The organism is Lysinibacillus sp. NPDC093712 (assembly GCF_050280025.1).
Classification (GTDB): Bacteria; Bacillota; Bacilli; order Bacillales_A; family Planococcaceae; genus Lysinibacillus.
The window spans coordinates 546,715-572,586 of the sequence record NZ_JBNNUU010000003.1; the positions used below are offsets into that span (position 1 = coordinate 546,715).

Sequence of the window (25,872 nt, forward strand, 5' to 3'; positions counted from 1 at the left end):
ACTGATCTTATTTAGCATTCTCGTAAATGTCTCAATTGGATAGTGGCAAGATTCATTCGGAAATATGTTGACATATAAAATTTGTTTTGTTACGATCAATTCCGGACAACTGTCCGTTTAAGAGTTATATGTATGCCATTTCTAGTTAAGCACTGAAATGTATTCAGAAAGAAAGCACACTCACAAATTATATAATCGGAGGTCACATTAATGAGTTATATCCAAGTGTCTAACATTAAAAAGTTCTATCAATTAGGTGGTAAAGATAAAATCCAAGTATTGCATGATGTTAGTGTAGGATTTGAAAAAGGAGAATTTGTATCTATTCTAGGTGAGTCGGGGAGTGGCAAATCTACGCTAATGAACATAATTGGTGGTATGGACCGTGACTTTGAAGGAAATATCATTGTTGACGGAAAAAGTATGCACGATATGAAAGAAAAAGAAGTAGATGATTATCGAAAATTAAAAATTGGTTTTATCTTTCAGAGCTTCAATTTAATCAGCCATCTATCCGTTTTGGATAACGTTCTTATGACAATGCAGATGACGAACTTGAGTAGTTCCGAAAGAATCGCAAAAGCAACAGAGTTATTAACAGATCTTGGATTGGAAAATCATTTACATAAGAAACCCAATCAATTATCAGGAGGGCAAAAACAAAGGGTTGCCATCGCAAGGGCATTGACTAACGATCCTGATATTATTCTTGCTGATGAACCAACCGGTGCTTTAGATAAGAAAAATAGTGAACAAATCATGCAGTTATTAAATAGCATTGCTGCCAAAGGAAAGCTGGTTATTACCGTAACCCATTCACAAAAAGTAGCTAATTTTGGAACACGTATTATCACAATGGATGATGGAAAAATTACTAAAGATGATTCAATAAAAAAGGCATACGCCCCCAATAACGATAGAACAGAAACAAAAACAAAAAACCTTCCCTTCATCGCAGCCATTAAAATGGCTATTAAAAATGTACAATTGAATTTAAAACGAAATTTGCTCGTATCATTTGGAGGAGCAATCGGAATTTTGAGTGTCATCCTTATGTTAGGACTCGGTAGTGGTGTAACAAACTATATCAACAAAGAAATCAACTCCAACCTAAATCCAGATCTGATTCAGATTACAAAAGCGACAGAAAATGAAGATGGGAAAACCGGTTCCAAACAAGGAATGTTGCCAAATCCTGTACAGGAAACACCACCAATCAATCAAACTGATCTAAACAAAGTAAAAAATATAGAACATGTGAAGCGTGTAGACAAAGTATTTACGCTGACAATGGGGAGCTCCTTAAATTATAATGATAAGTCTATTGATATTGTTCAATTTCAAACTATGAATGATACTGTAAAAGCAAGTGATCTTACTAGCGGTTCTTTACCCCAGGAAAGTGAAATTGTATTATCAGATACGGCAGCTAAAAAAATAGAGGATTCTACAAAAGACTTAGTGGGTAAAAAAGTTGATTTTTATGTAAAAACAACAGATGAAAATCATCGACCAATAATCCTTACAAAACAAGTAACTGTTTCTGGAGTAGTAAAGGGTACAATGAATCAAGATGTAGCATATGCAACGTATGAAACGCTTACGCAAATGTATAATAGTCAGAACATGGATTTAAAAGCCACCCAATTGAATGTCACAATCGATGATCAAAAACATGTGGATGACGTACAAGCTAAATTAGAGGCTGCCGGTTTTACTGGAACAGGTGTTGGTAGCATTCTGAATCAAGTGACAAAATATTTAAACATCGCTACGTTCGTTCTTGCAGGGATAGCAGGGATTTCTTTACTTGTATCTGCAATAATGATCATTGTGGTATTGTACATCAGCGTTGTAGAGAGAACGAAAGAAATTGGCATCCTACGTGCCATCGGAGCAAGAAGAAAAGATATTAAACGTATTTTCTTTGCAGAAGCAGCCGTCCTCGGTTTATCAAGTGGTATAATCGGTGTAGTAATTGCGGCCATTATTGGTTTGGTAGGAAACAATGTAATGGAAAAAGTGTTTGAAGCAAAACTGATTAATGTAAGTGTAGGTTATATGCTATTAGGAATTGGCATTAGTGTATGTATTAGTATTGTAGCAGCGTTATTCCCATCTTCGAAAGCAGCGAAATTAGATCCTATGGAATCTTTGCGTTATGAGTAGAAACAAGGAGTAACGAATCTTTCATGTGAAGCTCCATTCTTATACAATTATAATGCTAGGTACATATATGCCTAGCATTCTTGCATGTAAAGGAGGACATTGCGTGTCTAGAGAACGAAAAAAAAATGAATTGACACAAGACATTATTGAAACGGCAAAACGGCTATTTACAACTCATGGAATCGAAGGGGTAAGTATGCATATGATTGCGCAGGAACTCAATATCGGACAAGGAACGTTGTATCGAAGATTTTCCAATAAAGGGGATCTGTGCTTTACCATTCTAGGTACAGATTTTGAGAACCTGCATCAGAAAGTATCTCACTATTTAAAGGATAACAAACATCTATCTCGATACGAAAAAGGAACATTTGTCGTAACAGAACTGATTACCATGAATGAAAAACACAATGATTGGTTCGAAGTCATACTCTCTCAAAGCGACTTTAGATCTATTCATCAGGGAGAATTGGACAAGACACCACGCCCATTTCTCGTTTTACAAAAGATGATTGCACCATTATTTGAAACAACAGATATGCCTGTTGATCCATTCTTTTTAAACATGGTTACAGCATGGTGCCTGAATCCCCTATTGATACGGACTTTTAAAGAAAAGGGGTATTCAACGGAACAGATTGTAGAACAATTTGGGCAACTCTTTTTTCGTGATTAGTTGTAGTTCAGACGTAATGAATGAAATTTCACTCTTTTAATGAGGTAATAGCGGTGTGGAAGTGCCCTCTTAAAGCAATGCATTGATTTTTCCACCTATAATATATGTAGTGTAATGGAGAAGAAAAGTAGGTAGACTCGAACAGCCAAAAGTTTATAAGGGACAGAGGGCGTTATCAAGAGAAAAAATTATTTCTCATTAGATTCACTCCGATAGGAAAACATTAAAGCCGAAACTCCTTAACGTGGGAAAATCAGCTTTTTGTCTTTCAAAAAATATTTTAGCGTGGGTTTTATGTCATATGGTTGGCAGTACTCCAGTAAGAACTTTGTGACGTGAAGGGTGTTGGCACATTCACCGTAATCGTTGCCATATCGGACGTACTGCCGTAAGTTGCTGTTACCTGTACAGTAACCTGGTGCGATTGCTGTTAATTCATTTTCTTGGACCTTGGCGATTGTAGGGTCGCTAACTGTAAAGATTGTACTTGCCGTTTGGTCTTGATTTTTTCCATTCGAAAGATTTTCTACTAGTCGGAAGTTTTGCGTGCCTCCTACGGCTAATTGTCCTGTTTTCCGTGATAGAACAATGCTTGTTGTTGTGACAGGCGGCGCATTCACCGTAATCTTCGTCTAATATATTATCTTTATTTATTATCCATGATCAATCTTCTACAAAAGGTACAAACGCCATCCAACCTTAAAATTCACATTAAATGGATTAAGTTAATGATCTATTAGTAGTTGCTTAATCAACAAGAAAGACCGAAATCCTTTCATTATATAAGAAAGGATTTTGGAATTAATTTATTGTTTAGCTGGAAGAAATCCAGCATTCTTTGCCTCTTTTTCAGTACAAAACATTTCTTCCGCTACAGTATTGTCATAATCACGTTGACCAGGCATGTGGTATATTTTATTTCCTTTAGAATTAATATTTCCTTTAATTACACAACTCTCATTATTAGCCTTAGCAGAATCGCCATTATCTGTTTCAGCCTCATCTTTATTATCTTTTGTTGCAGCATAATACGCATCTTTATCATAACCACGATTTGTTACATAGTCTTCAACTGACCATATACCAATAGCTGACTGTTGTGCAGTTTTTTGAATCGATTTAAACCAATCTACGTGCTTCGTGTTTGGATCATATATATAAGCAACACGCGCTAATCCATTTTTCAATAACTGCTCCTGAACGCTAATACCTTCTTTGGTATAAATATAGGCAAGTAACCTTTTATATTTATCACGATAAGAAACATCAAATTCTAAATAGACTGTATCTTGACCAGCTAATAATTGCTTAGTAAATTCTTTAGCTTCTGGTCCGTACGGTTGCTCTCCTAATGTCTCATGATTAGTTTCAGGGGTATCAACAAGTAAAAAACGAACTTTTTCAGAGCTGCCGTTATATTTTATTCTTATTGTATCGCCGTCAATTACACTTTCTAGCTCATATTCTTCAAACTTACTTACATCATGCTTCTCAGCATTTTCTATCGTTGCTGATATGAGACCTTCTATATTTTCATTCTCAATAGTACTCGTACTAGTCTCTTCTGTGCATGCACTCAGAACCAATGTAGAAATGAATAAAGCAAAAATAATTTTCTTCAATTGTACACTCTACTTTCTAATTTATATCCCTTTATAAAACGAAAAATCCTCAGTTAAATTGAGACTGAAGATCTTAAATTTATTTGAAAATCAAATATAATACAAAAGCTAAAATAATTGTACCACTTGTAATTAGTGTCTTAATATCTTTATCACTCATTTTCCGTACCTCACTTCCAGCATTCATTAATATCTTATTTAATTCTATTATCAATACACTAATACCACAATAAATTTGATTTTATTTTCTACTAAGAATTTTCAATAATAATTTATTTATTACCATCATATAAAAAGATCTCCAGTCTCAAAAAAACTGAAGATCTTAATACCTTTATAATTAAACAATATTTAAACATCACAGCTTAATATATCATTATTTTTATCTTCGAAATACCACTATTTTTGTTTTGAGCAGTGAAATGAGAGTTTTAAATTATTCCGTAAGCCCTATTTAACGCGAGAAGATTTGATGAAAAAGGAAATAACTAAACCAATCATAGCTATAATTAGAGTGAATCTAAAGGAGTCCTGTACTCCCGCTGTTAATGAAGCTCCAATTGAAGAGGGGTCTGATAGATCAGTCATATTGTTCATATTTCTTTTCTGAGAAGCGGACATAATCGTAATCGCAACTGCAGTGCCAATTGCTCCCGACATTTGCTGTAATGTATTCATTAAAGCAGTCCCATCTGGGTAAAGATTTTTAGGTAATTGATTTAGTCCATTTGTCTGAGCAGGCATCAAAACCATTGATACACCTATAAATAGAATGGAATGCATCACAATCACCATACTAACCGACGTTTCAATGGTTACGTTTGACATGATATATAACATGATAGGCATGATTGCAAATCCAGGTATAACAAGTCCTCTTGGTCCGAATTTGTCAAAGATACGACCTGTGATTGGGGACATTAATCCATTCAGCACACCACCTGGCAACAAAACAAGCCCCGCAGTGAATGCAGTCAATGCTAGTCCCGTTTGCAAATATAATGGCAACAAAATCATTGTGGACATTATTACCATGAAGCAAATAAATACGGACAATAAACCTAGAGTAAACATTGGATATTTTAATACACGTAAATCAAGCATCGGTTTATCCATTTTTAATTGTCGCAAAGAAAACAAGGTAAGTGCAGTAAGACCCATTATAATCATCGTAATTACAATCGTGCTCCCCCAGCCATTCTCACCCGCGCTGCTAAAACCATAGACAATCCCGCCAAAACCAATCGAAGATAGAATAATAGATAATATATCAATTTTGGGTTTAGTTATGGTTGATACATTCTGCATGTACACTATACCCGATACCAACGCAAGAATTAAAAACGGTAGACAAACCCAGAAAATCCAATGCCAAGTCAGTTTTTCAAGGATTAGTCCTGAGATTGAGGGTCCAACTGCAGGTGCAAACATAATGACTAACCCTATTAGTCCCATTGTTGCACCACGTTTATTGATGGGAAAAATCAATAAGATCGAATTAAACATCAGAGGCAGCAATAATCCAGTACCTATAGCCTGAATCACTCGGGAAAACATTAATATTCCAAAGCTTGGTGCAAGAGCTGCGACTAGTGTCCCAATAATTGAAAAAATCAATGACACAATAAATATTTGACGTGTACTAAACCATTGAAGTAAGAGACCCGAGACAGGAACTAATATTCCCAAGGTCAATAAATAACCTGTTGTCAGCCATTGAACCTTGGAAGAACTAATAGAAAATACTTGTATTAAATCTCCGAGAGCCATGTTTAAAGCCGTTTCACTGAACAATCCAATGAAACCAGCAATTAAGAAAGAAATCAATATTGGAGTAGTTTTTATCACTTTTGTTTGCTGTGTTTCTACTGTTAATGACATGAATAATCCACCTAAAATTTTATTTTGTTATAAGTTTGTCGTTAGTCTGAGCAGATTAATTTCAATTGAATTTCTTCTCCACTTTTTTTTTGTACAAAGAGTGGTTTCCGTCTCTCTATATTCTACTTTCTTTTTTTAAACATCAGATATAAGAAATAAGGAACACCGATAATGGAAATCACGATTCCGGCAGGCAGTTCAGCTGGAGCAAAGATCGTCTTTCCGATAAAATCCCCGACTAATAAGCCAAAATAATTACGGATGATGCTATCAAACAAACTAATATAAACTTTTTATTCAATTTTCTCCTAAACCCCTTTTAAAAGTACCCCTATATTAATGATCAGTAATATTAATCCCTAAATGCTCCCGCAAAGTGACACCCGTATATTCACTTCTGAACAAGCCTCTTTCAACCAACTGCGGCATCAGCTTTTCAAAAAATATTTTCAAAGATTTTTCTGAACCACCCGGAATAGCTATAAATCCGTCAATAGCTCCAGCCTCAAATCGCTCAATTATATCATTCAATACATCTTCAACCGTTCCAACGGAAACCCAGTGAGCAGACCCGACAACCTCCGGCCTTGCCAATACCTCTTCCACTGTAGGCTGATGATTTGTAATATACCGGCGCAACAGCTCAGCATGTGTTCGGCTGCGGACTGGCTGATTCGGGTTGGGAAGCATATCGGAAGTTACATGACGATCCAAAGCAAAGCTGCTCAAGTCAAGACCCAGTACTGATTTAAGCGATGCATGTCTACGCTCAATAGTCAAATGTGCGTGTGCCGCCTTATGTAATTCATGGGCTTCCTCACGAGTTTCGGCCAAGAAAAAATATAAACCTGGCAAAACTCTTATTGTGTCCGGATCGCGCCCATGCTCCATAGTTCTTCTTTTCAGATCATTTCGCAATTCTACTCCCGACTCAAGGTCTGGCATCGCAGCAAAAATAGCATCTGCTATTGAAGATGCAAAATTTCGTCCTGTATCCGACGCACCTGCTTGAAATAAAGGAATTGGTCCCGATTTATGAGCAGGCAAAGTAAGTGGTCCCTTAACACTAAAAAACTCACCTGAATGATTAATTGGAGAAACCTTATCCTTATCGGAAAATATACCTGTCTCACGGTCAATAACAATGGCTTCTTTTGGAAAACTTTCCCACAGTTTGCGTACGACCTCAGTAAATTCAATTGCTTTCGCATATCTTTCTTTGGAAGAAGGCATAGGTGACTCACCGAAATTTTCGGCACCTTCAATAGAAGTGACAATATTCCAGCCAGCACGTCCATTGCTCAGCCAATGCAAAGTCTGAAGCTGTCTAGCAACAACATACGGTGGATTAAAAGTCGTAGAAATAGTCGTTACTAGGCCGATCCGCTCAGTTTCACGAGCAATCGCTGCAAATATCATAGTAGGGTCAGGGCTACCAAAATTAGCAGAATCGCCAAGCATCTGTGGACTAACATACAGATAATCCGCCCTGAAAAGAAAATCGAGCTTTGACTTCTCCGCCATCTTTGCCAAATCAATGTAAGGGTTAATTGAATCCATTTTTTCCACACCGCTGTCTGGGCGCCGCCAGTCGCCTCCTTTCAACCAAGTAGATAAGACTAAGCCAATACATAATTGTCTATTTGTCGTCAATATTACCAACCCTTCCTATATAGTAAAAATAGTTTTGCTCCCATGAAATACTCTGATCAGATGTTGTTTCTAGAAGATTAATAATTAATAATGATTCTCATTATCAACCATAGTGTAGCAAGGTCTGCAACAAATGCAAATACACAAATCACCAATACTATATGTATTATTATCTAATCTAGTTTTGCTGAAAGATAATTTAGCTACTTGTAGGATAGGGCTCCGGAAGGAAATAATAAGACAAAAGAGGAAAAAGCCTACACTCTAGGTTCATCACCAGTTGCAGGCGTAAAACATAAATCAGTCACTCAATTTATATGATTATTTAATTTATGTGTGTATGCGGAAGGAGACACACCAAATTTCTTTTTAAACACTCTACTGAAATAAAGTGGATTGGCATATCCGACACTGATAGCAATATCATTTATGGCAAAATTACCAACTTTAAGTAAGTCACTTGCTCTTTCCATACGATAATTGATAAGATAGTCGATTGGACGAAGCCCAGTATATTTGTGAAAGAAATATGAGAAGCGCTTGGTATTCATTGCATGTAGCTCCGCCAATTCATCGAGTGTTAACGGATTCATATAATGCCTGTGTATGTATGCAATAGCCTCCTCTATTACCCTTTCACTTGGAGAACTGCCAATCTCTCGATGCTTGCAACCCACCAAAACTTGATGCATGACACTTAAAAATAATTCTTTGACACGAAGCTTCCCAATACCACTAAGAGTATTGGCATTCTGGTGCAGCATAATAAGCAATTCTAGTACTCTCGGATTTGCTCCCGCCTCCAGTTTGAAATGGGAGTCGCATTCATGAACGCTATATACTTCGTCTAACTTGTCAAATCTATAAAACAGTAAATAGTACTCGTACTCAGATTGACCTATAACTTGCGCGTCCATTTGCATGCCTGGAGCCACATGAATTACTGAGCCTGGATGTAATTCATAGACAGTGCCATTCACACGCGTTCTAGCCTCTCCACGAATTACAAAAAGAAATCCATGCCGGACGGTTCTAAATTCACTTAATATGCTTTTCGGCTGGATGACTAAACGGTGGACACCTTCTATATCATAAAAACCTCTAGCAAATATCTCGGCTAATTTATCTAAGTCTATCATGATAATACACCTGCTCCCTATCCAAACATTGTACATCTATTCTACTTTCACTGACGATATTCCAACCAGCACGACCATTGCTCAGCCAATGCAAAGACTGAAGCGTTAAAGTAAAAATGGTTTTGCACCCGTGAAATACTCTAATCAGATATTGCTACTAGTAGGATATTAATTAATAATGATTCTCATTATTAATTATAGTGTAACAAGGTCTGCAACAAATACAATACAAATACACAAATCACAATTGCTATAAGCATTATTATCTAATCCAGGTTTGCTGAATGATGATTTAGTCGACATGTAGGATAAGATTCGGTAAAACCAGTAGGAAAGAAACATGCACTCTACGAGACTCATCACAAGCAATGGTAGGCGCAATACATAAATCCGAACTCAATATGTATCACTGGCGTTACATTAACATAAATTCAATTTCGCAAATTACCTCATTCATTGATTTTATTGTGCATAAAAAAGCCCATTTTATAGGATTAAGTCAGATGTTAATTCATCCAAATCCACTAGTAAAGGAAGCAGTTCATGGACAAGATTACACTAGGCTCTCGGTCATGCCATTTCCCATGTAGATGGGTACTTGCTTGGTAAATTGCTTGTTTTTAAAAGATTAAAAGAACTAGGGTCGTTTTTCAGATTGTTGGCACTCAACCCTATTATCGAAAGGCTTTGTTCCTCCATTGGGTGTTTTTATGCAAATACTTCGCTCACAAAATTAATTTGACAGGTTGTCAGTCAATATTTATAATGAAAACATCTTAATTGATATTGATTATCAATCAAGATGTTTTTCACTCAATAATTAAATTTAGTTTTCACAGTTTCTCTTAAAAGAGCTAAATCAAACTTTCCATTAGGAACGCCAAATAAATGTTCAAATGTGGATTGAATCGCTTCAATCCTTACGATACGTTCTTGTGAATTCCATTTGAATAGTGATGAATCAACCCAATGATGGATTGTTGAAAGGAAAAATTCCGCTACTAGTGTTGGATTATCAATATGAAAGATCCCCTCTTCATTACCTTGAATATTAAGATCAGTAACAATTGGTGTGAATTGGCAAATTGTTTGTACATGTAATATTTGACGAAGGATAGCATTACTATCGTGTTGTAAATACTTAAAAATTTCAACATGCCCTGTTGGATCATCAAGCTCGTATACAAAAATCCAAGCTATTTTTTCATAAGCAGTAAGTGTTTCGTCATAAATTACTTCGATAAAATGCTCTTTTATCACTTTTAGCTGTCTATCAATCAATGCATTTGCCAAGGCTTCTTTTGATTTGAAGTAGTAATACAGTGTGCCCTGTGCTACTCCCAACGTTTTAGTAATATCAGTCGTTGAAGTTTTTTCATAACCTTTTTGGCTAAAAAGAGATTCTGCGGTATCTAATATTTCATTTCGCCGTTCTGATGCATTTTTTGTTACTCTAACCATCGCTTGTACTACCCCCTTTTTTAATTTAAGCATTTGACTAATAACTAGTCAAATTATGAAAAAGAAATGAATTTATTTTATATTTAATTATACTGAGTGATTGTCAGTCAAAAAACTATTAGGAGGATTCAAATGTTAAAAAAATCTCTATGTCTATTATTATTTTCATTCATTTTAGTTACTACCGGTTGCACACAATCAGAGGAAAGATCATCTGCAGAAGTGACGAACATCAGCAATAGTGGAAAGTATCCAATGTCATTTGATGTTCATACATATGAAGGGAAAAAAGTCACTCAGACAATTAACCACGCTCCCGAGAAAGTAATGATTATCGGATCAGCAGTAGCAGAATTAATGGTTAAATTTGGCCAACAAAATAAAGTCGTTGGATTTGCCTATAATGATCAAGCCCATTCAAATTTTACGGAAGAGATTGAGAAAATGCATTTAGTTAGTGAAATGTGGCCTTCAAAAGAAGCTATTATAGCGCTACAACCTGACTTGATTTATTCTATCGCCTCTGCATTTCGAGAGGAATTGATTGGGAGCATCCCTTCTTGGAGCAATCGTGGGATTCCTGTTGTTTCTTCTACAAACTTTACAATTGGACGTAGTATCGATATTTATTTTGATGAAATCAAAACATTCGGGAAAGTATTCGATATCGAAAATCAAACTAATATATACTTGGAAGAGCAACAAGCTCGTATTGATAAAATTACTGCAAAGGCTGAAAATATTAAAGATCACCCTAATGTTCTATTAGTTAGTGGAGCACGTGGAAAGTATTTCTATTACTCACCTAAATGGGCAATTATTGATGAAATGATTGAAGGTGCTGGAGCAAAATATATAGAACTATCAAAAGAAGACTATATCGAACTTTCAACAGAGGCGATTATAGCAGCAAACCCAGATAAAATTATTATCACAGAATTTCAACAACCCGACCAAGAAAAAACGAAAAATAACTTGATTAATGATAAAAAACTGCAAAATATAAAAGCAATCCAAAATAAAGACGTTATGGTTGTTGAATATACTGGGGCTATCAATGGTGGTATTGAACTTGCTGACTTATATGAACAGGTGGCTGAATTCATTCATCCTGATGTTTTTGTTGGAGTAGTAAATGATGGTGAATAGTAAACGCTCTTTCTCTGCGCTTCTTTTATTATTGATAGGACTAGTTTTCGTCTCAATGATTGTTTCCGCTTCTATAGGACAAGTAAGCATTCCATTTCTCGATTCTTGTAAAATTCTTTTGTATCAGTTTACAGGAATCAATATGGGTCATGTTGATACAGTTATTTCTAATATGACATTCGAAATCGTTTGGCAAATTCGCACTCCAAGAATTTTACTAGCATTAATTGTAGGTGCCGGTTTAGCTCTTTGTGGAAGTGTAATGCAAGCATCGATACAAAACCCACTTGCAGATCCTTATATTCTCGGCATCTCTTCAGGTGCTTCACTAGGTGCAACATTTTCGATTATTCTAGGACATCGCTTTAGCGGTTTCTTTGGCGAATTTGACTTAATTGTATGGGCATTTTTAGGTGCTTTAATTGCAACATTTCTAGTATTACTGCTATCAAGTGTCGGAGAAAAAATGTCGGTCATTAAACTCATTCTAGCAGGTACCGTGGTCAATGCCTTATTCACAGCTCTATCAAATTTATTCATCTATTTTGCCAAAGACGCTGAAGGCGTCCGTTCTGTTTCATTTTGGACGATGGGAAGTTTAGCTTCTGCTGATTGGAACGACTTACCGTTGATTGCTGTAATCGTTACGATTGTAGGTATATTCTTTTTATCACAATGGCGGGTTATGAACGCAATGCTTATGGGGGACGATGCTGCAATGTCATTAGGCATTAACTTAAATATTTATAGAAGAGTCTATTTAGTCATTACTGCTATTTTGACAGGTGTTATTGTATCGATATGTGGAATTATTGGATTTGTCGGTCTCATTATTCCTCATATAGTGCGAATCTTTACAGGTTCTAATCATCGTTATTTAGTACCCACTGTCATTTTAGTCGGCGCTATCTTCTTAACTTGGACAGACTTACTAGCAAGAACAATTATTCCAAATAGCGAATTACCGATTGGGATCGTGACATCATTATTAGGAGCTCCAGTTTTTATGCACATGTTAATAAAAAAAAAATATGGTTTTGGAGGTAATTAGTATGGAATTAACAGTACAAAATGTGTCCTTCTCGGTATCTGATGTTGACATTATAAAAGATGTTTCGTTAAGGGTGCAAGAAGGACAATTTGTCGGCATTATCGGACCAAATGGTTGTGGAAAATCAACGTTATTAAAAAACATTTATAAAGTAACAAAGCCGACAACAGGCATGATTTTCTTAGATGATTTAGATATAGTGAAAGCCTCCCCTAAAGTAATTGCAAGAAGAATGGGCGTTGTTGGGCAATTTAACAATACAAATTTTGACTTTACTGTACGTGACATGGTGTTGATGGGAAGAACTCCACATAAAAAGATAATGGAATCTGACACAAACCAAGATTATGATCTTGTAGATAATGTGTTACGAAAGGTGAACTTGGAACATCATGCTTCAAAGCATTTCTCATATCTTTCTGGTGGTGAAAAACAACGTGTTATTCTTGCACGTGCTTTAGCGCAAGAGCCCCAGTTTTTAATTTTAGATGAGCCTACAAATCATTTGGACATTAAATATCAAATTCAAATCTTATCCTTAGTACAATCATTAAAAATTGGCACACTTGCTGCATTACATGATCTCTCTATAGCTGCCATGTATTGTGAGTACCTCTATGTACTAAAAAATGGGCGTATCTATACACACGGCAAGCCAGAAGAACTATTAACTCCTGAATTAGTAAAAAAAGTATATGACGTTGACTGTCATATTAATCACAACGAACATACTAAAAACTTAGTCATAGCGTATCATCCAACTATAATTATTTAATAAAGCTTTATCTAATTGACTGACAACCACTCAATTATTAAACAACAATAAAAGGGGCCAAATCTATGAGTACTCTACAATCCAATAATTCGAGCACACATTATGCATATAGATGGTTGGCCTTAGCGATTATCTTACTTCCAACACTGCTAATCTCTTTAAATACTTATATGATTCAAATTGCCTTGCCGAACATTCAAAATGACTTACACGCAAGTTTTTCGCGAGCGCAATTAATATTTTCTGGATATTCGATTGGACTTGCAACAGCTCTAATAATTGGCGGTAAACTTGGAGATATCTACGGAAGAAAAAAATTATTATGGATTGGTGTATTCTTTTTTACGCTTACCTCGTTCATCGGAGGAATTCTATCGGATCCATTACTTCTAATCGGCGTCCGAATTGTTCAAGGTTTTGCAGCAGCTTTTATACAACCGCAAATTTTATCGATTATTCAAGAAATCTTCCCTTCGAAGGAGAAAAATTTAGCCTTTGGCTTGTATGGTGCTGTCATTGGGATTGCTTTTACCTTTGGCTTAATATTAGGGGGATTACTAGTCAGTTTGAATCTATTTAATGGAGGATGGCGAATTGTTTTTTTCTTCAATGTCCCATTTGGCATTCTTGTGCTATTACTACTTCCTATAATACCTGAATCCACCGTTGTGAAAAACAATAATATTGATTGGATGGGCGCCATTTTATTGATGTTTAGTATATTATTTTTCATCTATCCGTTATCAGAAGGTCAAACATCTGGGTGGCAGCCTTGGTTTTTCGGTTGCATTATTCTGTCATGCGTTATGCTTGCTTCGTTTATTTTTGTTGAAAAATCAAAACAAAAAAAGCATCAAACACCACTTGTGGATCTATCTTTGTTCAAGCACCGTTCTTTTGTTATTGGAATTGGTTCAGTACTGTCAATTTATTTAAGTATGTTCTCGTTCTTCTTTATCCTTAGCTATTTTATACAATTTGGCTTGCAGTATGATACGAAAGAGACAAGCTTGATCTTTTTACCAATTGGTATTGGATTCTTTTTCACATCGATTCTATCATCAAAAATAGTTCATTTATTCGGCTTAATTGTCTTAAAAATTGGTGCACTAACAATGAGTATTTGTATTTTTATACTTATAGGCATCCTTGCTTTCGAGCCGTATAATTTATTTACAATTTATACTTTAATACTTTTATTCGTTTACGGCCTGGGGCTAGGGCTTGCCACAACACCTTTAGCGAATGCCATTCTGAGTAAAATACCGAAGAATCAGGTCGGTGTTGCCTCTGGGGTGTTTACAACATTCATGTATTTAGCCAATTCCTTAGCAGTTGCAGGTATTAGCATAGTATTCACTACAGCTTTGAATACGACCTTAGAAAAAGACTCTTTTGTACATGCGTTTTCTACGAGCTTATTTGGAATCGGTCTGCTATCTGTTATGTCTTTTGTAATTCTTTCTATTTATCATAAAAGCAAAATTTAAAATGAGTCCGGTACAATACCGAACTCGTTTTACTCAAGCTGTCTAATAAAATAACCATGTCTAATTTTTAAGGATCACTTCAACTTCTTGATGCCTTTTGTCAACACTATGAAGTCCCCTCAATACAAATTGAGGGGCACTTTATTGAAGCAACGCTATTAAATTTCATTATGAGGCTTTGGTTTTGGACCAAGCTCTTCTGGCTCAATATCTGCAAATGTTTCGCCTTCTTCTTCTAAGTCACGCATACGGTGAGCAATACGTGAGGCTGCAGAAGCTGCAATACTGCCCACTAAATCATCTAAAAATGTATTAACATGATGTCCTGGCTCAGTGTCGAGTTTTTTTATGATACCGATTTTTTGTTTATCTAAATGTCCAAATGTTGTTACAGCTATACTTCCATATGTAAACACAGACCCCAGCGCAATTGTTTCATCTACTCCGAATAATCCTTCATCGGATTCAATAATTTGTTGAAGAGGTGATGATAATAGCCCTTTTTCAGCTAATTCATCTAGCTCTATTCCAACTAATACTGCATGCTGGACTTCACGTTTACGCAATACACGTTCAACCGAATGAATACAATGCTCTAATGTTAGCCCTACATTGTAGGATTTTTGCATTTCATAAACAATTTCAGCAATGTCCTCTAACTCTACACCACGACGAATTAGTGCAGCTTGAGCTGCTTTCGCCACTTCTTCTGAATGTACACGAATACTTTTATCATGCATAACTAACCCTCATTTCAGATTTTTTGCTAGTATAACGCTAGCCCAACCTATTATACCTTTACTTACGTAATATGGTACAATTTTGTCACAAACACATGAAGGAGTGTCATCATTGGATAAGGGAACTGTACAAGATTTAAAATTCTATAGTGAAGCATTGCAGGAGGAATTAGAGCTATATATTTATGTCCCTGCTAATTATTCTCCACTATACAAATATAATATTTTAATCGCATCAGACGGTAAGGACTATTTCCAAATAGGAGGTATTACAAAACTAGCCGATGAACTTATCGATGACTATGAAATCGAGAATTTAATCATTGCATTTGTTCCATATAAAGATATTAAAGATCGCCGTCATAAATATATTCCGAGTGGTGAACAACACGAAGCCTATATGCGCTTTTTAGCACACGAACTTGTTCCTTATTTGGATGCTGAATATGCAACGTACCAAATGGGTATGAGTCGCGCTGTCATCGGTGATTCTATGGCTGCAACCGCTTCCTTAATGGCTGCTTTAAAGTATCCAAGCATTTTTGGAAAAGTTATTTTGCAATCACCTTATGTTGACGAAGATGTACTGAAAGCTGTTGAACACTTCAAAGATCCAGGGGCAATTTCTATTTATCATATCGTTGGAAAAAACGAAGATAAAGTTGTGACAATGGATAAAACTATAAAAGATTTCTTAACACCAAATCGTCAGTTGCATAATCTTATGTTAAGCAAAGGCTTTTCTACATTTTATGAAGAGTTCGATGGAAATCATACATGGAAATATTGGAAACCTGATTTAAGACGTGCATTAATTGAAAATTTCAATTAATGTTGGGCGATTCAAATTACGTATTTTTAATTTTCTGTTATACTTAGATAGAAAAATTGTTTATTTACGGGAGGTAATGGACTATGAAGTACGGAATTGTGGCTTTTCCATCAAAAAAATTGCAAGATTTAGCGAACACGTATCGCAAACGTTACGATCCGCATTATGCAAAGATTACACCGCATATAACGTTAAAGGACAGCTTTGAAGCAACGGAAGAGGATATTCAATCCATCGTGAAGCAATTAGATGACATTGCTGCCAATCATGCACCTTTAAGCATTCACGCATTACGCATTAGTTCGTTTTTCCCAACAACAAATGCGATTTATTTCCGCATCGAACCAACTGAACAATTACAAGCATTCCATCGCGTGATTGAAGAAAAAATTCCTTTTGGGGATTCTAAACATGTTTTTGTCCCACACATTACAATTGCACAAAAAATGACTGATTCAGAGCATGATGATATTTTTGGCCAACTCCGCATGACAGGGGTTGATGAAAAAGATAGTATTGATCGTATTCATCTTTTATATCAATTGGAAGATGGGTCATGGACAACATATGAAACATTCCGATTGACTGGAGCTGAATAATTTTTGTATAACGTTAAGATAGTTGAAACAGAGAAAGAACATGACGATGCATTTGCTGTTCGAAAAAAGGTTTTTGTAGAGGAACAAGGTGTTCCACTTCATTTAGAATGTGATGCGCAGGATGAAACTGCAACACATTTCATTATGTATGAGGGCGATGTACCTGTTGGTGCTGCTCGTCTTCGTAACATTGAAGAGCATACTGCAAAAATTGAACGCGTATGTATTTTGCAAAGTCAGCGTGGCAAAAAACTGGGTGCCTTAATAATGAAGGAAATGGAAAACTACGCGACTTCCATTGACCAGAAGAAATTAAAACTCCATGCGCAAAGCTACGCTGTTCCTTTTTACGAAAAGCTTGGCTATACGGTAACATCTCCAGAATTTATGGATGCCGGTATACCACATCGAGCAATGGAAAAAATGATTTAATTAATAGGTGTTACGATATGCCAAAGCATAATCGTAACACCTTTTTTTGAAAATATTTTTCTATTTTAAGTAGCCATTAAAGCTCTTTAATATATTAAATAACGCTAGCTTTCAGCATTACTTCATCATTTTAGCAAGCTTGTCGAAGTCTAGTGAAGCACCATCTTGAATAATAGACTTTACTATTTTATCTTCAAGCTCTTGTGTGATTTGTCTATTAGACACTTTGCCAACACGACGTACAATTTTTCTTACTTGTTTTTCATTGGTAAAATCAGCATGTTGAATTGCATTTGCTAATGCAAAGATTTCATCCATTGAAACGCCTGTCTTTTGCTCAATCGAATTAAAAAACGAGCGATGCATGTTCCCCCTCCTATCAATTCCACCTCAACATCATTGTCGCTAATGATTTGTAGCCCATACCTTTTGCACAAAACATCTATGACAACTGTTGGAGGCCTTAACCTAAATTAGTAAGTTATTTATATACTCACAGAATTAAAGTTAAAGCCTAAAATATAAAACTTTTTATAAATCACTAATAGCTAGAAAATTAGTTAACGAAAGTAGCACCAACAATAATTAGAAGAATGAATAGGACAACTATTAAGACAAATGTTGAGCCATAGCCACTATTGTTATTACCTCCACAATAATTATTGTTCCAGCTATTCATCCCTGCATAAGGTTGTGCACACCAGCCCTGATATCCCATAAAAGCACCCCTCCCTTCTACAACCTATAATATGTAAAGTTGCAGATTAGAGAGGGGTATTCGTCTAGTCAATATTCCCTTTTGGTTTAAAAATTAATGCTCCTATAAAGCCAAAAACAATAGCAGCGCTGATTCCTGAGCTTGTTACTTCAAACATTCCAGTTAACACGCCCACTAATCCATGTTTTTCTGCTTCCGCCATTGCACCATGTGTTAAGGAGTTACCAAATGATGTAATAGGTACTGTAGCACCTGCACCCGCCATATGAATTAGCGGCTCGTATAAACCCATTCCATCTAAAATGGCCCCAACGACAACTAACGTACTTAATGTATGTGCTGGTGTCAATTTACCAACATCCATTAATAATTGACCGATAACACAAATAATGCCTCCTATAATAAATGCAAAAATAAATGTAATAACCATGCTGTTGCCTCATTTCATTGTAATTTCTATCGCATGTGCCGTACATGGAATTGTTTCTTTTTGTTGGAATGAAAGTGGAGATAGTAGCGCACCTGTCGCTACAAGAAGCACACGTTTATATGTGCCTGCTCGGAGTTCTTGAATAACATAACTAAAAAAAACAGCCGCTGAACAGCCTGCTCCACTTGCCCCAGATTGAAATGCTTCATCTTGACCGTAAAATTCTGCTCCAGCATCGCGTAAAAGTGTTAGTTCTTCATTTTTTATGCCACTCTCCACAAGCATCCCTTTAAGAAGTTTTAAGCCAAGCTTTCCTAAATCACCGGTTAAAATTAAATCATAATGATAAATTTCTTGCTTTCGGTCCTCAAGATGTGACTTAATCGTTTGAAAGGCAGCAGGTGCCATTGCAGCGCCCATATGAAATGGATCATCCATGCCATAATCAATAACCTTTCCAACCGTCGCCGCTTCAATACATGGAGCGTCATCTTGATGTTTACCAATAAGTGCATACCCAGCAGCTGTTACTGTCCACTGCGCCGTTTGAGGTTTTTGTGCACCATAATTGATAGGATAGCGAAATTGGCGCTCAATCGCATTATGCTGACTTGAAGCACCGGCAATTGATAAATTCGCTGCTCCAAGCTCAGTTAAAAGGCTAGCCACAATAACAGCAGAAACAGAGGTAGCGCATGCTGAAAATAATCCGATAAATGGGATGGCTAATTCCCTTGCAGCAAAATTAGTAGGTGTCATTTGATTAACTAAATCGCCACCTAACAAAAAATCGATTTCTCCAGTTGTAATGCCACCTTTTTTCATCACAATTTCACATGCTTCTTCAATCATTTTTCGATGGCCTTGTTCATTTGTTTCCATTTGCCAGCGCTCATCGTCGTAGATTGTATCAAAATATTGTTTAAACGTACTGCGATCTTCTAACGGTCCTGCCACCACACCACCAGCTAACAACGATGGTTTTGATGGAAATATGATTACCATGAAACCACCCCTATCGTCACAAGAATATATTTAATAAGTGCTACAAAAAATGCAGATACTACTCCAAATAACACAACAGATCCAGCTAATTTGAATAAGTTGCCGCCAACACCAAGTACGAGACCTTCAGATTTATGTTCAATTGCAGCCGATATAACGGCGTTACCAAACCCTGTAACTGGCACTGCCGAACCAGCTCCAGCGAATTGACCAATTTTTTTGTATAAACCTAAGCCAGTCAAGATCATTGCGAAAAACACCATTGTTGCTACCGTTGGATTCCCTGCAGTTGCTTCTGTAAAATTAAAGAAAACGATATAAAAAAGAGAAACTGCTTGTCCGATTGTACAAATTAGACCTCCTACTACGAATGCTTTTACAGCATTTTTTAAGTAGGGTGGCGTCGGTGTTATATTTTGCTCAAGTTTTTGATATTGCTCTTTCTCCATTATGTTTCCTCCTTTGCAAGCTTCTCTAGCTCAGTAATTTTTTCGCTTAGTTTATTATCTTCAAGTTGATCCTTTTTTATTTTATTTGCTTCATAAAATATTTTATAATCAGCTGAAACGAAAACTTCTTTGTTAGGGTATTTTTCATCAAACTTCTTTTGTAGTTTTTTCTCTAATTTAGTCTTGTTCCATTTTTTTATTGGTTTAATTTGCACTGCTACAAGCATTTTATCGTCATATTGAATAACAGTTGATTTTTCAACAAATTTTTCTTCTTTTAATATGGACTCAAGCTCTTCTTCATTTTGCGGAGTACCATAGACAATAAATTTTTCTTTTTCCGTGCATCCAATAAGCAATGTCATGCAGACTAATAGAGGCAACATCATTCTTAATAACCTCAAGTATTTACCCTCCTTTTCTTCACAGTTTCTCCACACAGAAAAAAACTATTCATTTGAATAAGTAAACGAAAGCCCGATTCCATTTTTTAAAAGTACATATTGTAGAAGTAGTTAGAAAGAAAGGAGGTGACGATATGGGTTGTGGTAAACCAACAAATCCTATTGGACCTATCCATTCAGCAGGCTGCGTTTGTGACGTAGTTCGTGCAATTTTAGATATTCAAAATCAAGCGGTGCGAGATGAGTGTTCCCCATGTACAGCAAATTGTTTCTTAGAACCACTAGGCGGGATTGTAAGTCCTGCACGTTCAGCAGCAGATACACGCGTATTCATGTTAATAACAAAAGACGGTACTCCATTTAAAGCATTCTTTAGCTCACCATCAGCAGATCCATGTAAATGTACATCAGTATTTTTCCGTGTCGAAGATATGTTTGATGAATGCTGTGCTACTTTACGTGTTTTAGAACCTTTATGTACTTATGATTCTACTGAAAGCACAGTTGACTTATTAAGTCGTGATGGCTGCTGCGTCAATATGAAGAAAATTTGTAAAGTAGATGATTGGAACTCAACTGATAGCTGTATTACTGTGGATCTATCTTGTTTCTGCGCTGTACAATGTATCGCTGATGTTGACTTAGGGATTTGTGATTAAGTCTTTCTCCTTTGACACACTACACATAAAAAAAAAGTGTACAGCATCCTCTGCTGTACACTTTTTTTATAATGTTGGCAATTGTTTCCCTCGCCATAATATTTGTTCAATATCTTCAAAGTGAATAATTTCTTGCGTATTGAATTCCCTCGACGTTAACATAAGTGAATCTACTTGCATGTCTGAGGCAGTTCCACTCAACTTTCTGCCATCTTTCAAACTTATTAATAATGGCTGATAGGCCTTTTGACGAAAAGGTTTTTCTAAAAAATGTAACTGTTTAATTATATATTCATCAATTTGATCTTGTACTTGTATTTCTTCTTTTTCTTCAATTTGTTTTGGCAACGTTTCTTCTTCACTCGACTCGTTTTCATATTGATCCCTTACATACACAGACGTACTTTCATCCAAATCAAGCTCATGTAGCATTTTAGAAATGTTTAAGAAATAAGTTGGTGATTTTATATATAAGCGTGGCTCTCGCTCCACAATTATCACTTCCCTTTTTTCCCTACAATATGCAAAAAAGAAGAAATTGGTTCTTAGCCTATTTGATTTAAAAACATTGTCGCTAGTCCTAAATAAATTAAAATACTCGTAATATCATTTAACGTTGTAATAAACGGACCTGATGCAACAGCAGGATCAATTTTCATGCGATGCATCAATAAAGGGATAAATGATCCAGCAAGAGTTGCCACTAAAATTGAACCACAAATAGCCGCACCTACAAGCATGCCTAATATTAATTCGTTTTTCCATATATATACAATTCCGATAACAATGATACCACAAACAATACCAGTCAAAATTCCAGTACCAGCCTCTCGAAGTAACAGTTTCATTTTGCTATGTTCTTCAACGTCACCAGTAGCAATACCTCTAATGGCAACAGCCAATGCTTGTGTTCCGCTATTCCCCGATGTACCTGAGATGAGTGGAATAAAGACAGCCAGTAGCGCAACCTTATCTAATGTATCTTCAAATTGCCCCATTAAATTCGCTGTTAGCATGCCTAAAAACAATAATACGACAAGCCATGGCAATCGTTTTTTCGCTGCTTGCCAAGGATTTGTATCAAATTTATCCATATCTGAAATACCCGCTAATTTAGAGTAATCCTCAGATGCTTCCTCATCAATAACATCGATAATATCATCAACTGTAATAATCCCCAAAAGCTCACCTTTATCATCAATAACCGGTGTCGCCAAGAAATTATAATCTTTCATAATTTGTGCTACTTCCTCTTGGTCATCCCCAACATGTACCATCACAACTCGTTCATTCATAATTGAGCGAATAAGTGTATCTTCGTCTGCAATAATTAAATCACGTAGAGAAATAACACCTGTCAGTCGATGTGCCTCATCCACTACGAAAATATAATAAATCGTTTCGGCATTCGGTGCCTCTTTCCGTAATATCGCCATTGCTGAACGAACTGTAGAATTTTCAGGAATAGCCACGTATTCAGTTGTCATAATAGAACCAGCTGTATATTCATCATAGCTCAAAAGCTCATTAATCTCTCCAGCTGTTTCTTCATCCATCATGCCTAAGTAGCTTTCTCGTTGCTGAGTATCCAGCTCATTTAAGACGTCTGCGGCATCATCTGCATACATATGGGAAAGCATTTCCGCACCATATGCTGGATCCATCTCTGCTAAATATGCTTTATATTCATCATCATCTAATTCGATTGCCTCAAAAATATCAGCCATTTCCGTCGGAGACAAGTACGAATAGATGATCTGTCGTATATCAGGCTCCACCTTTTCATAAAACGTTGCCTGATCATATGGATGAAGTTCTAAAAACTCATCACGGAATGCGGTAATATCATTGGTCTCGAGCATACCTCGTAAATGTGCTTCGTCGAATTGCACATCAACCTTTTCATTTCTTTCCTCTATCATGCTTGTCCCCTCCTTCCGAGCGTTGAATTCATTTTACATACGTTGATGTAAATCTACCTTTTATATAATAGTGTGCATGTACTGTTTGTGCAAACTCTTTTTTTAGATAACATCAACTTTCTACTATACTATACCCTACAATTGCTTATTTTTCTGTAAACATGCTATTAAGATAATTATTTTTAGTAAAAATGATAAGGAGATGCCCGTTTTTGCGAACACCTCCTCAGTTATTTAATATTCGTTGCATATCATCCTTTATAGGACTAGTGAAATAATGCTTTTCTTTTGTTAAAGGGTGCTGCAAACATAACGATACGCAATGTAATGCTTGCCGATCTATCAGTTCGCGACGCCCTCCATATAAATCATCACCAACGAGCGGATGACCTAAATAACTCAAATGCACACGAATTTGGTGTGTTCGACCTGTATGCAACTTTAGGCGAATATGAGTCATCGGCTCTCCTTTAACAGAAAAACGCTGTAATACGGTTACATCCGTATGAGCATATTGTCCATCCTGTCGTACCTCACGCTCGATAATACTCGATTTTTTTCGACCAATGGGCGCCACGATAGACTGCCAATCTTCTGTTAAATGTCCATGTACAATTGCTTCATATTCACGTGACACTTCACCAAGGCGTTGGGCTAGACCCATTAGATGATGAATATGCGCATGTTTTGCAATGCATAACAAGCCGGATGTATCCCGATCAAGTCTTGTCACAACATGAACGGTAGAAGCTAAACTCTGTTGTTCGAAATAGCCGCAAACATCATTTGCAATACTTTTAGTTGGATGCTCACGAGATGGAATAGTACTTTGATGTGCTGGTTTATCGAGCACTAACAGAGCCTCATCCTCGTAAATAACAGCAAGCTTGCCATATTCAATAGCAAGCCCATCACTTTTCTCTTCTGGTGGGAATTTTACTTCTACTTGATCGCCTACTTGAAGAGGGTAACGTACATTTTGTTCGGTACCATTGACCGTCAATAAACCCCCTTCAAATTTAATAGCTGTTAAGGCTCGTTTGGATATTTGCCACTCTGCTAAAGCTTCACGTAATAATTGGCCATCCTTTTCAGCTAGAAAACGAAGCGTAAAACGTGTATCGCTATTATTCATTGGCAACAAATGACTCATGCACACGTTCCCAGAATGGAAAAGGTCTAAAGCGTGCAAAGCGGACTTTTTCATTGGCTACATTAAAAGCAATGGATTTAACATCGCCTTGTGTAACTTGAATATGATCAACTGTCATATTAAAGTTTTGCTCATTGACCGGACGTAAAACACAGTGATGATGTGCTGGTAAAATCAATGGTGAGCCAACTGTACGGAAAACACGATTATTTATAGATGCTATTTCAGTAATTTGAAGTGCCGCTAATGTTGGATGAATAATAGCTCCTCCAAGGGCTTTGTTATAAGCTGTACTACCTGAAGGTGTCGAAACACAAAGACCGTCGCCACGGAATCGCTCAAACTGATTCCCGTTTAGCTCTACATCCATTACGAGCGTAACATCCGGTGATTTCACCGTCGCTTCGTTTAACGCCAAATAAGTATTGGAATCAGTATTATGATGCTCCACTTTTACTTCCAGTAATGGATACTCAACTACATTAAAATCCTTCTTGGCAATGGATAACACCAATTTCTCTAATTCCGAGGGCTTCCAATCCGCATAAAATCCTAAATGACCTGTATGAATACCTACAAACGCAACCTGATCTAGCAAATGTGAGTAACGATGGAAGGCATGTAATAACGTTCCGTCCCCACCTATTGATACAACAATTTCAGGCGTCTCTTCGTCATATGTTAATCCAAAGTCTTGCAAATATGTTTTTGCTAGCTCCATTAATTCATTTGATTGTGCATCTCTACGTGATTGAATGGAAAATTTCATTATGAGTCACGCTCCTTCTCTGATAGTAAACTAGGATTCGATGCCTCTTTATATTCACTAAAATAGGCCTGCGCTTCTTGAATTTCACTACGGATCGATGACATTTCTTCATCCAACCGGAATGCAGCCTCTGCGGCACTTTGCAGACGATTCTTTATTTCCTCTGGAAACATGCCTTTGTATTTGTAATTTAGTGAATGTTCTATTGATGCCCAAAAATTCATAGCTAATGTACGAATTTGAATCTCAGCTAGCACTACCTTTTTTCCTTGAATGGTTTCAACGGGGTATTCAACAATCATATGATGTGAACGGTAACCACTTGGTTTACTATGGGTGATATAATCTCGCTCTTCAACAACGCGCATATCCTTACGTTGCCGTATTAGCTCTGTCACCGTCGAAATATCATCTACAAATTGGCACATAATACGAACACCCGCAATATCGCCAAGCTCGTCGCCAAGTTGTTTCGAAGGTTCAAAGGCTAGTCCTTTTTCTAACGTTTTATCGTAAATGCTTGCCAGTGGCTTTACTCGTCCTGTGACAAATTCTATTGGTGAATTTGCATTGACAATGCCAAACTGGGAACGCATACCTTTTAATTTTATTTTTAACTCATCTACTGCTTGTTTATAAGGACTTAAAAAAATCTCCCATTGTCCCATCGCTAAAACCTCCCGACATTCGGTAT

Annotated in this window: 28 protein-coding genes and 1 pseudogene; 10 read left to right on the forward strand and 19 right to left on the reverse strand. The window is 36.5% G+C overall.

Translation table 11 applies throughout. The features are described 5' to 3' along the window. Window positions 1–210 precede the first annotated feature (210 nt). Complete coding sequence (locus ACQKNX_RS15230; protein ID WP_427429604.1) at window positions 211–2,169, forward strand: ATP-binding cassette domain-containing protein; 1,959 nt, start codon at window positions 211–213, stop codon at window positions 2,167–2,169. A 103-nt stretch (window positions 2,170–2,272) separates the two neighbouring features. Then, complete coding sequence (locus ACQKNX_RS15235; protein WP_427429605.1) at window positions 2,273–2,845, forward strand: TetR/AcrR family transcriptional regulator; 573 nt, start codon at window positions 2,273–2,275, stop codon at window positions 2,843–2,845. Window positions 2,846–3,084: 239 nt separating this feature from the next. Here the strand turns inward: ACQKNX_RS15235 and ACQKNX_RS15240 are convergent, their stop codons facing one another. The 7 genes and pseudogenes from ACQKNX_RS15240 to ACQKNX_RS15270 form a co-directional block, all read right to left on the reverse strand. Next, entirely contained in the window at window positions 3,085–3,465 is a 381-nt protein-coding gene (locus ACQKNX_RS15240; protein ID WP_427429606.1) for a hypothetical protein, read from the reverse strand. Window positions 3,466–3,651: 186 nt separating this feature from the next. Further along, on the reverse strand, window positions 3,652–4,467 hold the full coding sequence (locus ACQKNX_RS15245) for a thermonuclease family protein (protein WP_427429607.1): 816 nt from the start codon (window positions 4,465–4,467) through the stop codon (window positions 3,652–3,654). A gap of 450 nt (window positions 4,468–4,917) precedes the next feature. Continuing rightward, on the reverse strand, window positions 4,918–6,348 hold the full coding sequence (locus ACQKNX_RS15250; protein ID WP_427429608.1) for a DHA2 family efflux MFS transporter permease subunit: 1,431 nt from the start codon (window positions 6,346–6,348) through the stop codon (window positions 4,918–4,920). Between the two features lie 122 nt (window positions 6,349–6,470). After that, window positions 6,471–6,593, reverse strand: a pseudogene (locus tag ACQKNX_RS15255) (iron chelate uptake ABC transporter family permease subunit); the annotation flags it as partial. A 91-nt stretch (window positions 6,594–6,684) separates the two neighbouring features. Beyond that, window positions 6,685–8,001, reverse strand: coding sequence for an NtaA/DmoA family FMN-dependent monooxygenase (locus tag ACQKNX_RS15260; protein ID WP_427429609.1), 1,317 nt, complete (start codon window positions 7,999–8,001; stop codon window positions 6,685–6,687). Window positions 8,002–8,309: 308 nt separating this feature from the next. Next, window positions 8,310–9,140: a helix-turn-helix domain-containing protein gene (locus tag ACQKNX_RS15265; protein WP_427429610.1), complete on the reverse strand. Its 831-nt coding sequence runs from the start codon at window positions 9,138–9,140 to the stop codon at window positions 8,310–8,312. Between the two features lie 813 nt (window positions 9,141–9,953). After that, window positions 9,954–10,601: a TetR/AcrR family transcriptional regulator gene (locus ACQKNX_RS15270; RefSeq protein ID WP_427429611.1), complete on the reverse strand. Its 648-nt coding sequence runs from the start codon at window positions 10,599–10,601 to the stop codon at window positions 9,954–9,956. A gap of 132 nt (window positions 10,602–10,733) precedes the next feature. Between ACQKNX_RS15270 and ACQKNX_RS15275 the strand changes: the two genes are divergently transcribed. The 4 genes from ACQKNX_RS15275 to ACQKNX_RS15290 all read left to right on the forward strand — a co-directional run bounded on the left by ACQKNX_RS15275 (window position 10,734) and on the right by ACQKNX_RS15290 (window position 15,066). Next, the gene (locus ACQKNX_RS15275) at window positions 10,734–11,750 is read left to right on the forward strand and encodes an ABC transporter substrate-binding protein (protein WP_427429612.1); all 1,017 of its coding nucleotides are present in this window, start codon (window positions 10,734–10,736) and stop codon (window positions 11,748–11,750) included. After that, complete coding sequence (locus ACQKNX_RS15280) at window positions 11,737–12,801, forward strand: FecCD family ABC transporter permease (protein WP_427429613.1); 1,065 nt, start codon at window positions 11,737–11,739, stop codon at window positions 12,799–12,801. Before ACQKNX_RS15275 ends, ACQKNX_RS15280 begins: the two co-directional genes overlap by 14 nt. A 1-nt stretch (window position 12,802) precedes the next feature. Continuing rightward, window positions 12,803–13,576, forward strand: coding sequence for an ABC transporter ATP-binding protein (locus tag ACQKNX_RS15285; RefSeq protein WP_427429614.1), 774 nt, complete (start codon window positions 12,803–12,805; stop codon window positions 13,574–13,576). Between the two features lie 65 nt (window positions 13,577–13,641). After that, the gene (locus tag ACQKNX_RS15290) at window positions 13,642–15,066 is read left to right on the forward strand and encodes an MFS transporter (RefSeq protein ID WP_427429615.1); all 1,425 of its coding nucleotides are present in this window, start codon (window positions 13,642–13,644) and stop codon (window positions 15,064–15,066) included. 158 nt (window positions 15,067–15,224) lie between these two features. On the opposite strand, the gene ACQKNX_RS15295 is transcribed toward ACQKNX_RS15290, so the two are convergent. Continuing rightward, window positions 15,225–15,806 carry a phosphatidylglycerophosphatase A family protein gene (locus ACQKNX_RS15295; protein WP_340826254.1) on the reverse strand — a complete coding sequence of 194 codons (582 nt, stop codon included), beginning with the start codon at window positions 15,804–15,806 and terminating at the stop codon, window positions 15,225–15,227. A 112-nt stretch (window positions 15,807–15,918) separates the two neighbouring features. Here ACQKNX_RS15295 and ACQKNX_RS15300 point away from each other — a divergent pair, with 112 nt between their 5' ends. The 3 genes from ACQKNX_RS15300 to ACQKNX_RS15310 all read left to right on the forward strand — a co-directional run bounded on the left by ACQKNX_RS15300 (window position 15,919) and on the right by ACQKNX_RS15310 (window position 17,669). Next, a complete protein-coding gene (locus ACQKNX_RS15300) occupies window positions 15,919–16,638 on the forward strand; it encodes an alpha/beta hydrolase (protein ID WP_427429616.1) in 720 nt (239 codons plus the stop codon). 83 nt (window positions 16,639–16,721) lie between these two features. Continuing rightward, on the forward strand, window positions 16,722–17,237 hold the full coding sequence (locus ACQKNX_RS15305) for a YjcG family protein (RefSeq protein WP_427429617.1): 516 nt from the start codon (window positions 16,722–16,724) through the stop codon (window positions 17,235–17,237). A 3-nt stretch (window positions 17,238–17,240) separates the two neighbouring features. Then, complete coding sequence (locus tag ACQKNX_RS15310; protein WP_427429618.1) at window positions 17,241–17,669, forward strand: GNAT family N-acetyltransferase; 429 nt, start codon at window positions 17,241–17,243, stop codon at window positions 17,667–17,669. 117 nt (window positions 17,670–17,786) lie between these two features. Here the strand turns inward: ACQKNX_RS15310 and ACQKNX_RS15315 are convergent, their stop codons facing one another. The 6 genes from ACQKNX_RS15315 to ACQKNX_RS15340 all read right to left on the reverse strand — a co-directional run bounded on the left by ACQKNX_RS15315 (window position 17,787) and on the right by ACQKNX_RS15340 (window position 20,675). Beyond that, on the reverse strand, window positions 17,787–18,035 hold the full coding sequence (locus tag ACQKNX_RS15315) for a stage VI sporulation protein F (RefSeq protein ID WP_340826260.1): 249 nt from the start codon (window positions 18,033–18,035) through the stop codon (window positions 17,787–17,789). 190 nt (window positions 18,036–18,225) lie between these two features. Then, a complete protein-coding gene (locus ACQKNX_RS15320) occupies window positions 18,226–18,387 on the reverse strand; it encodes a YjcZ family sporulation protein (protein WP_401009779.1) in 162 nt (53 codons plus the stop codon). A gap of 64 nt (window positions 18,388–18,451) precedes the next feature. Then, a complete protein-coding gene (spoVAE, locus tag ACQKNX_RS15325) occupies window positions 18,452–18,817 on the reverse strand; it encodes a stage V sporulation protein AE (RefSeq protein ID WP_427429619.1) in 366 nt (121 codons plus the stop codon). A gap of 9 nt (window positions 18,818–18,826) precedes the next feature. Next, the gene (locus ACQKNX_RS15330) at window positions 18,827–19,822 is read right to left on the reverse strand and encodes a stage V sporulation protein AD (protein ID WP_427429620.1); all 996 of its coding nucleotides are present in this window, start codon (window positions 19,820–19,822) and stop codon (window positions 18,827–18,829) included. Then, on the reverse strand, window positions 19,816–20,271 hold the full coding sequence (spoVAC, locus tag ACQKNX_RS15335) for a stage V sporulation protein AC (protein WP_340826265.1): 456 nt from the start codon (window positions 20,269–20,271) through the stop codon (window positions 19,816–19,818). Before spoVAC ends, ACQKNX_RS15330 begins: the two co-directional genes overlap by 7 nt. Then, complete coding sequence (locus ACQKNX_RS15340; RefSeq protein WP_427429621.1) at window positions 20,271–20,675, reverse strand: YhcN/YlaJ family sporulation lipoprotein; 405 nt, start codon at window positions 20,673–20,675, stop codon at window positions 20,271–20,273. Before ACQKNX_RS15340 ends, spoVAC begins: the two co-directional genes overlap by 1 nt. Before the next feature lie 134 nt (window positions 20,676–20,809). Here ACQKNX_RS15340 and ACQKNX_RS15345 point away from each other — a divergent pair, with 134 nt between their 5' ends. Continuing rightward, on the forward strand, window positions 20,810–21,334 hold the full coding sequence (locus tag ACQKNX_RS15345; protein ID WP_340826268.1) for a CotY/CotZ family spore coat protein: 525 nt from the start codon (window positions 20,810–20,812) through the stop codon (window positions 21,332–21,334). Window positions 21,335–21,400: 66 nt separating this feature from the next. Here ACQKNX_RS15345 and ACQKNX_RS15350 read toward each other — a convergent pair whose 3' ends face one another. The 5 genes from ACQKNX_RS15350 to ACQKNX_RS15370 form a co-directional block, all read right to left on the reverse strand. Then, a complete protein-coding gene (locus tag ACQKNX_RS15350; protein WP_427429622.1) occupies window positions 21,401–21,826 on the reverse strand; it encodes a hypothetical protein in 426 nt (141 codons plus the stop codon). A 53-nt stretch (window positions 21,827–21,879) separates the two neighbouring features. Next, window positions 21,880–23,256, reverse strand: coding sequence for a magnesium transporter (gene mgtE / locus ACQKNX_RS15355; protein WP_427429623.1), 1,377 nt, complete (start codon window positions 23,254–23,256; stop codon window positions 21,880–21,882). A 226-nt stretch (window positions 23,257–23,482) separates the two neighbouring features. Next, window positions 23,483–24,409, reverse strand: coding sequence for an RluA family pseudouridine synthase (locus ACQKNX_RS15360; protein ID WP_427429624.1), 927 nt, complete (start codon window positions 24,407–24,409; stop codon window positions 23,483–23,485). Next, window positions 24,384–25,178 (reverse strand): NAD kinase, encoded by a 795-nt coding sequence (locus ACQKNX_RS15365; protein WP_340826274.1) that lies wholly within the window; start codon window positions 25,176–25,178, stop codon window positions 24,384–24,386. Before ACQKNX_RS15365 ends, ACQKNX_RS15360 begins: the two co-directional genes overlap by 26 nt. Beyond that, complete coding sequence (locus ACQKNX_RS15370) at window positions 25,178–25,846, reverse strand: GTP pyrophosphokinase (RefSeq protein WP_427429625.1); 669 nt, start codon at window positions 25,844–25,846, stop codon at window positions 25,178–25,180. Before ACQKNX_RS15370 ends, ACQKNX_RS15365 begins: the two co-directional genes overlap by 1 nt. Window positions 25,847–25,872 lie beyond the last annotated feature (26 nt).

What these genes read in the sequence shown, in the direction of transcription:
- ACQKNX_RS15230 (WP_427429604.1), top strand. Translation starts at nt 211, where the DNA reads ATGAGTTATATCCAAGTGTCTAACATTAAAAAGTTCTATCAATTAGGT.
- ACQKNX_RS15250 (WP_427429608.1), bottom strand. Translation starts at nt 6,348, where the DNA reads ATGTCATTAACAGTAGAAACACAGCAAACAAAAGTGATAAAAACTACT.
- ACQKNX_RS15265 (WP_427429610.1), bottom strand. Translation starts at nt 9,140, where the DNA reads ATGATAGACTTAGATAAATTAGCCGAGATATTTGCTAGAGGTTTTTAT.
- ACQKNX_RS15270 (WP_427429611.1), bottom strand. Translation starts at nt 10,601, where the DNA reads ATGGTTAGAGTAACAAAAAATGCATCAGAACGGCGAAATGAAATATTA.
- ACQKNX_RS15275 (WP_427429612.1), top strand. Translation starts at nt 10,734, where the DNA reads ATGTTAAAAAAATCTCTATGTCTATTATTATTTTCATTCATTTTAGTT.
- ACQKNX_RS15280 (WP_427429613.1), top strand. Translation starts at nt 11,737, where the DNA reads ATGATGGTGAATAGTAAACGCTCTTTCTCTGCGCTTCTTTTATTATTG.
- ACQKNX_RS15285 (WP_427429614.1), top strand. Translation starts at nt 12,803, where the DNA reads ATGGAATTAACAGTACAAAATGTGTCCTTCTCGGTATCTGATGTTGAC.
- ACQKNX_RS15290 (WP_427429615.1), top strand. Translation starts at nt 13,642, where the DNA reads ATGAGTACTCTACAATCCAATAATTCGAGCACACATTATGCATATAGA.
- ACQKNX_RS15295 (WP_340826254.1), bottom strand. Translation starts at nt 15,806, where the DNA reads ATGCATGATAAAAGTATTCGTGTACATTCAGAAGAAGTGGCGAAAGCA.
- ACQKNX_RS15305 (WP_427429617.1), top strand. Translation starts at nt 16,722, where the DNA reads ATGAAGTACGGAATTGTGGCTTTTCCATCAAAAAAATTGCAAGATTTA.
- ACQKNX_RS15315 (WP_340826260.1), bottom strand. Translation starts at nt 18,035, where the DNA reads ATGCATCGCTCGTTTTTTAATTCGATTGAGCAAAAGACAGGCGTTTCA.
- ACQKNX_RS15320 (WP_401009779.1), bottom strand. Translation starts at nt 18,387, where the DNA reads ATGGGATATCAGGGCTGGTGTGCACAACCTTATGCAGGGATGAATAGC.
- spoVAE (WP_427429619.1), bottom strand. Translation starts at nt 18,817, where the DNA reads ATGGTTATTACATTTATTTTTGCATTTATTATAGGAGGCATTATTTGT.
- ACQKNX_RS15330 (WP_427429620.1), bottom strand. Translation starts at nt 19,822, where the DNA reads ATGGTAATCATATTTCCATCAAAACCATCGTTGTTAGCTGGTGGTGTG.
- spoVAC (WP_340826265.1), bottom strand. Translation starts at nt 20,271, where the DNA reads ATGGAGAAAGAGCAATATCAAAAACTTGAGCAAAATATAACACCGACG.
- ACQKNX_RS15345 (WP_340826268.1), top strand. Translation starts at nt 20,810, where the DNA reads ATGGGTTGTGGTAAACCAACAAATCCTATTGGACCTATCCATTCAGCA.
- mgtE (WP_427429623.1), bottom strand. Translation starts at nt 23,256, where the DNA reads ATGATAGAGGAAAGAAATGAAAAGGTTGATGTGCAATTCGACGAAGCA.
- ACQKNX_RS15360 (WP_427429624.1), bottom strand. Translation starts at nt 24,409, where the DNA reads ATGAGTCATTTGTTGCCAATGAATAATAGCGATACACGTTTTACGCTT.
- ACQKNX_RS15365 (WP_340826274.1), bottom strand. Translation starts at nt 25,178, where the DNA reads ATGAAATTTTCCATTCAATCACGTAGAGATGCACAATCAAATGAATTA.
- ACQKNX_RS15370 (WP_427429625.1), bottom strand. Translation starts at nt 25,846, where the DNA reads ATGGGACAATGGGAGATTTTTTTAAGTCCTTATAAACAAGCAGTAGAT.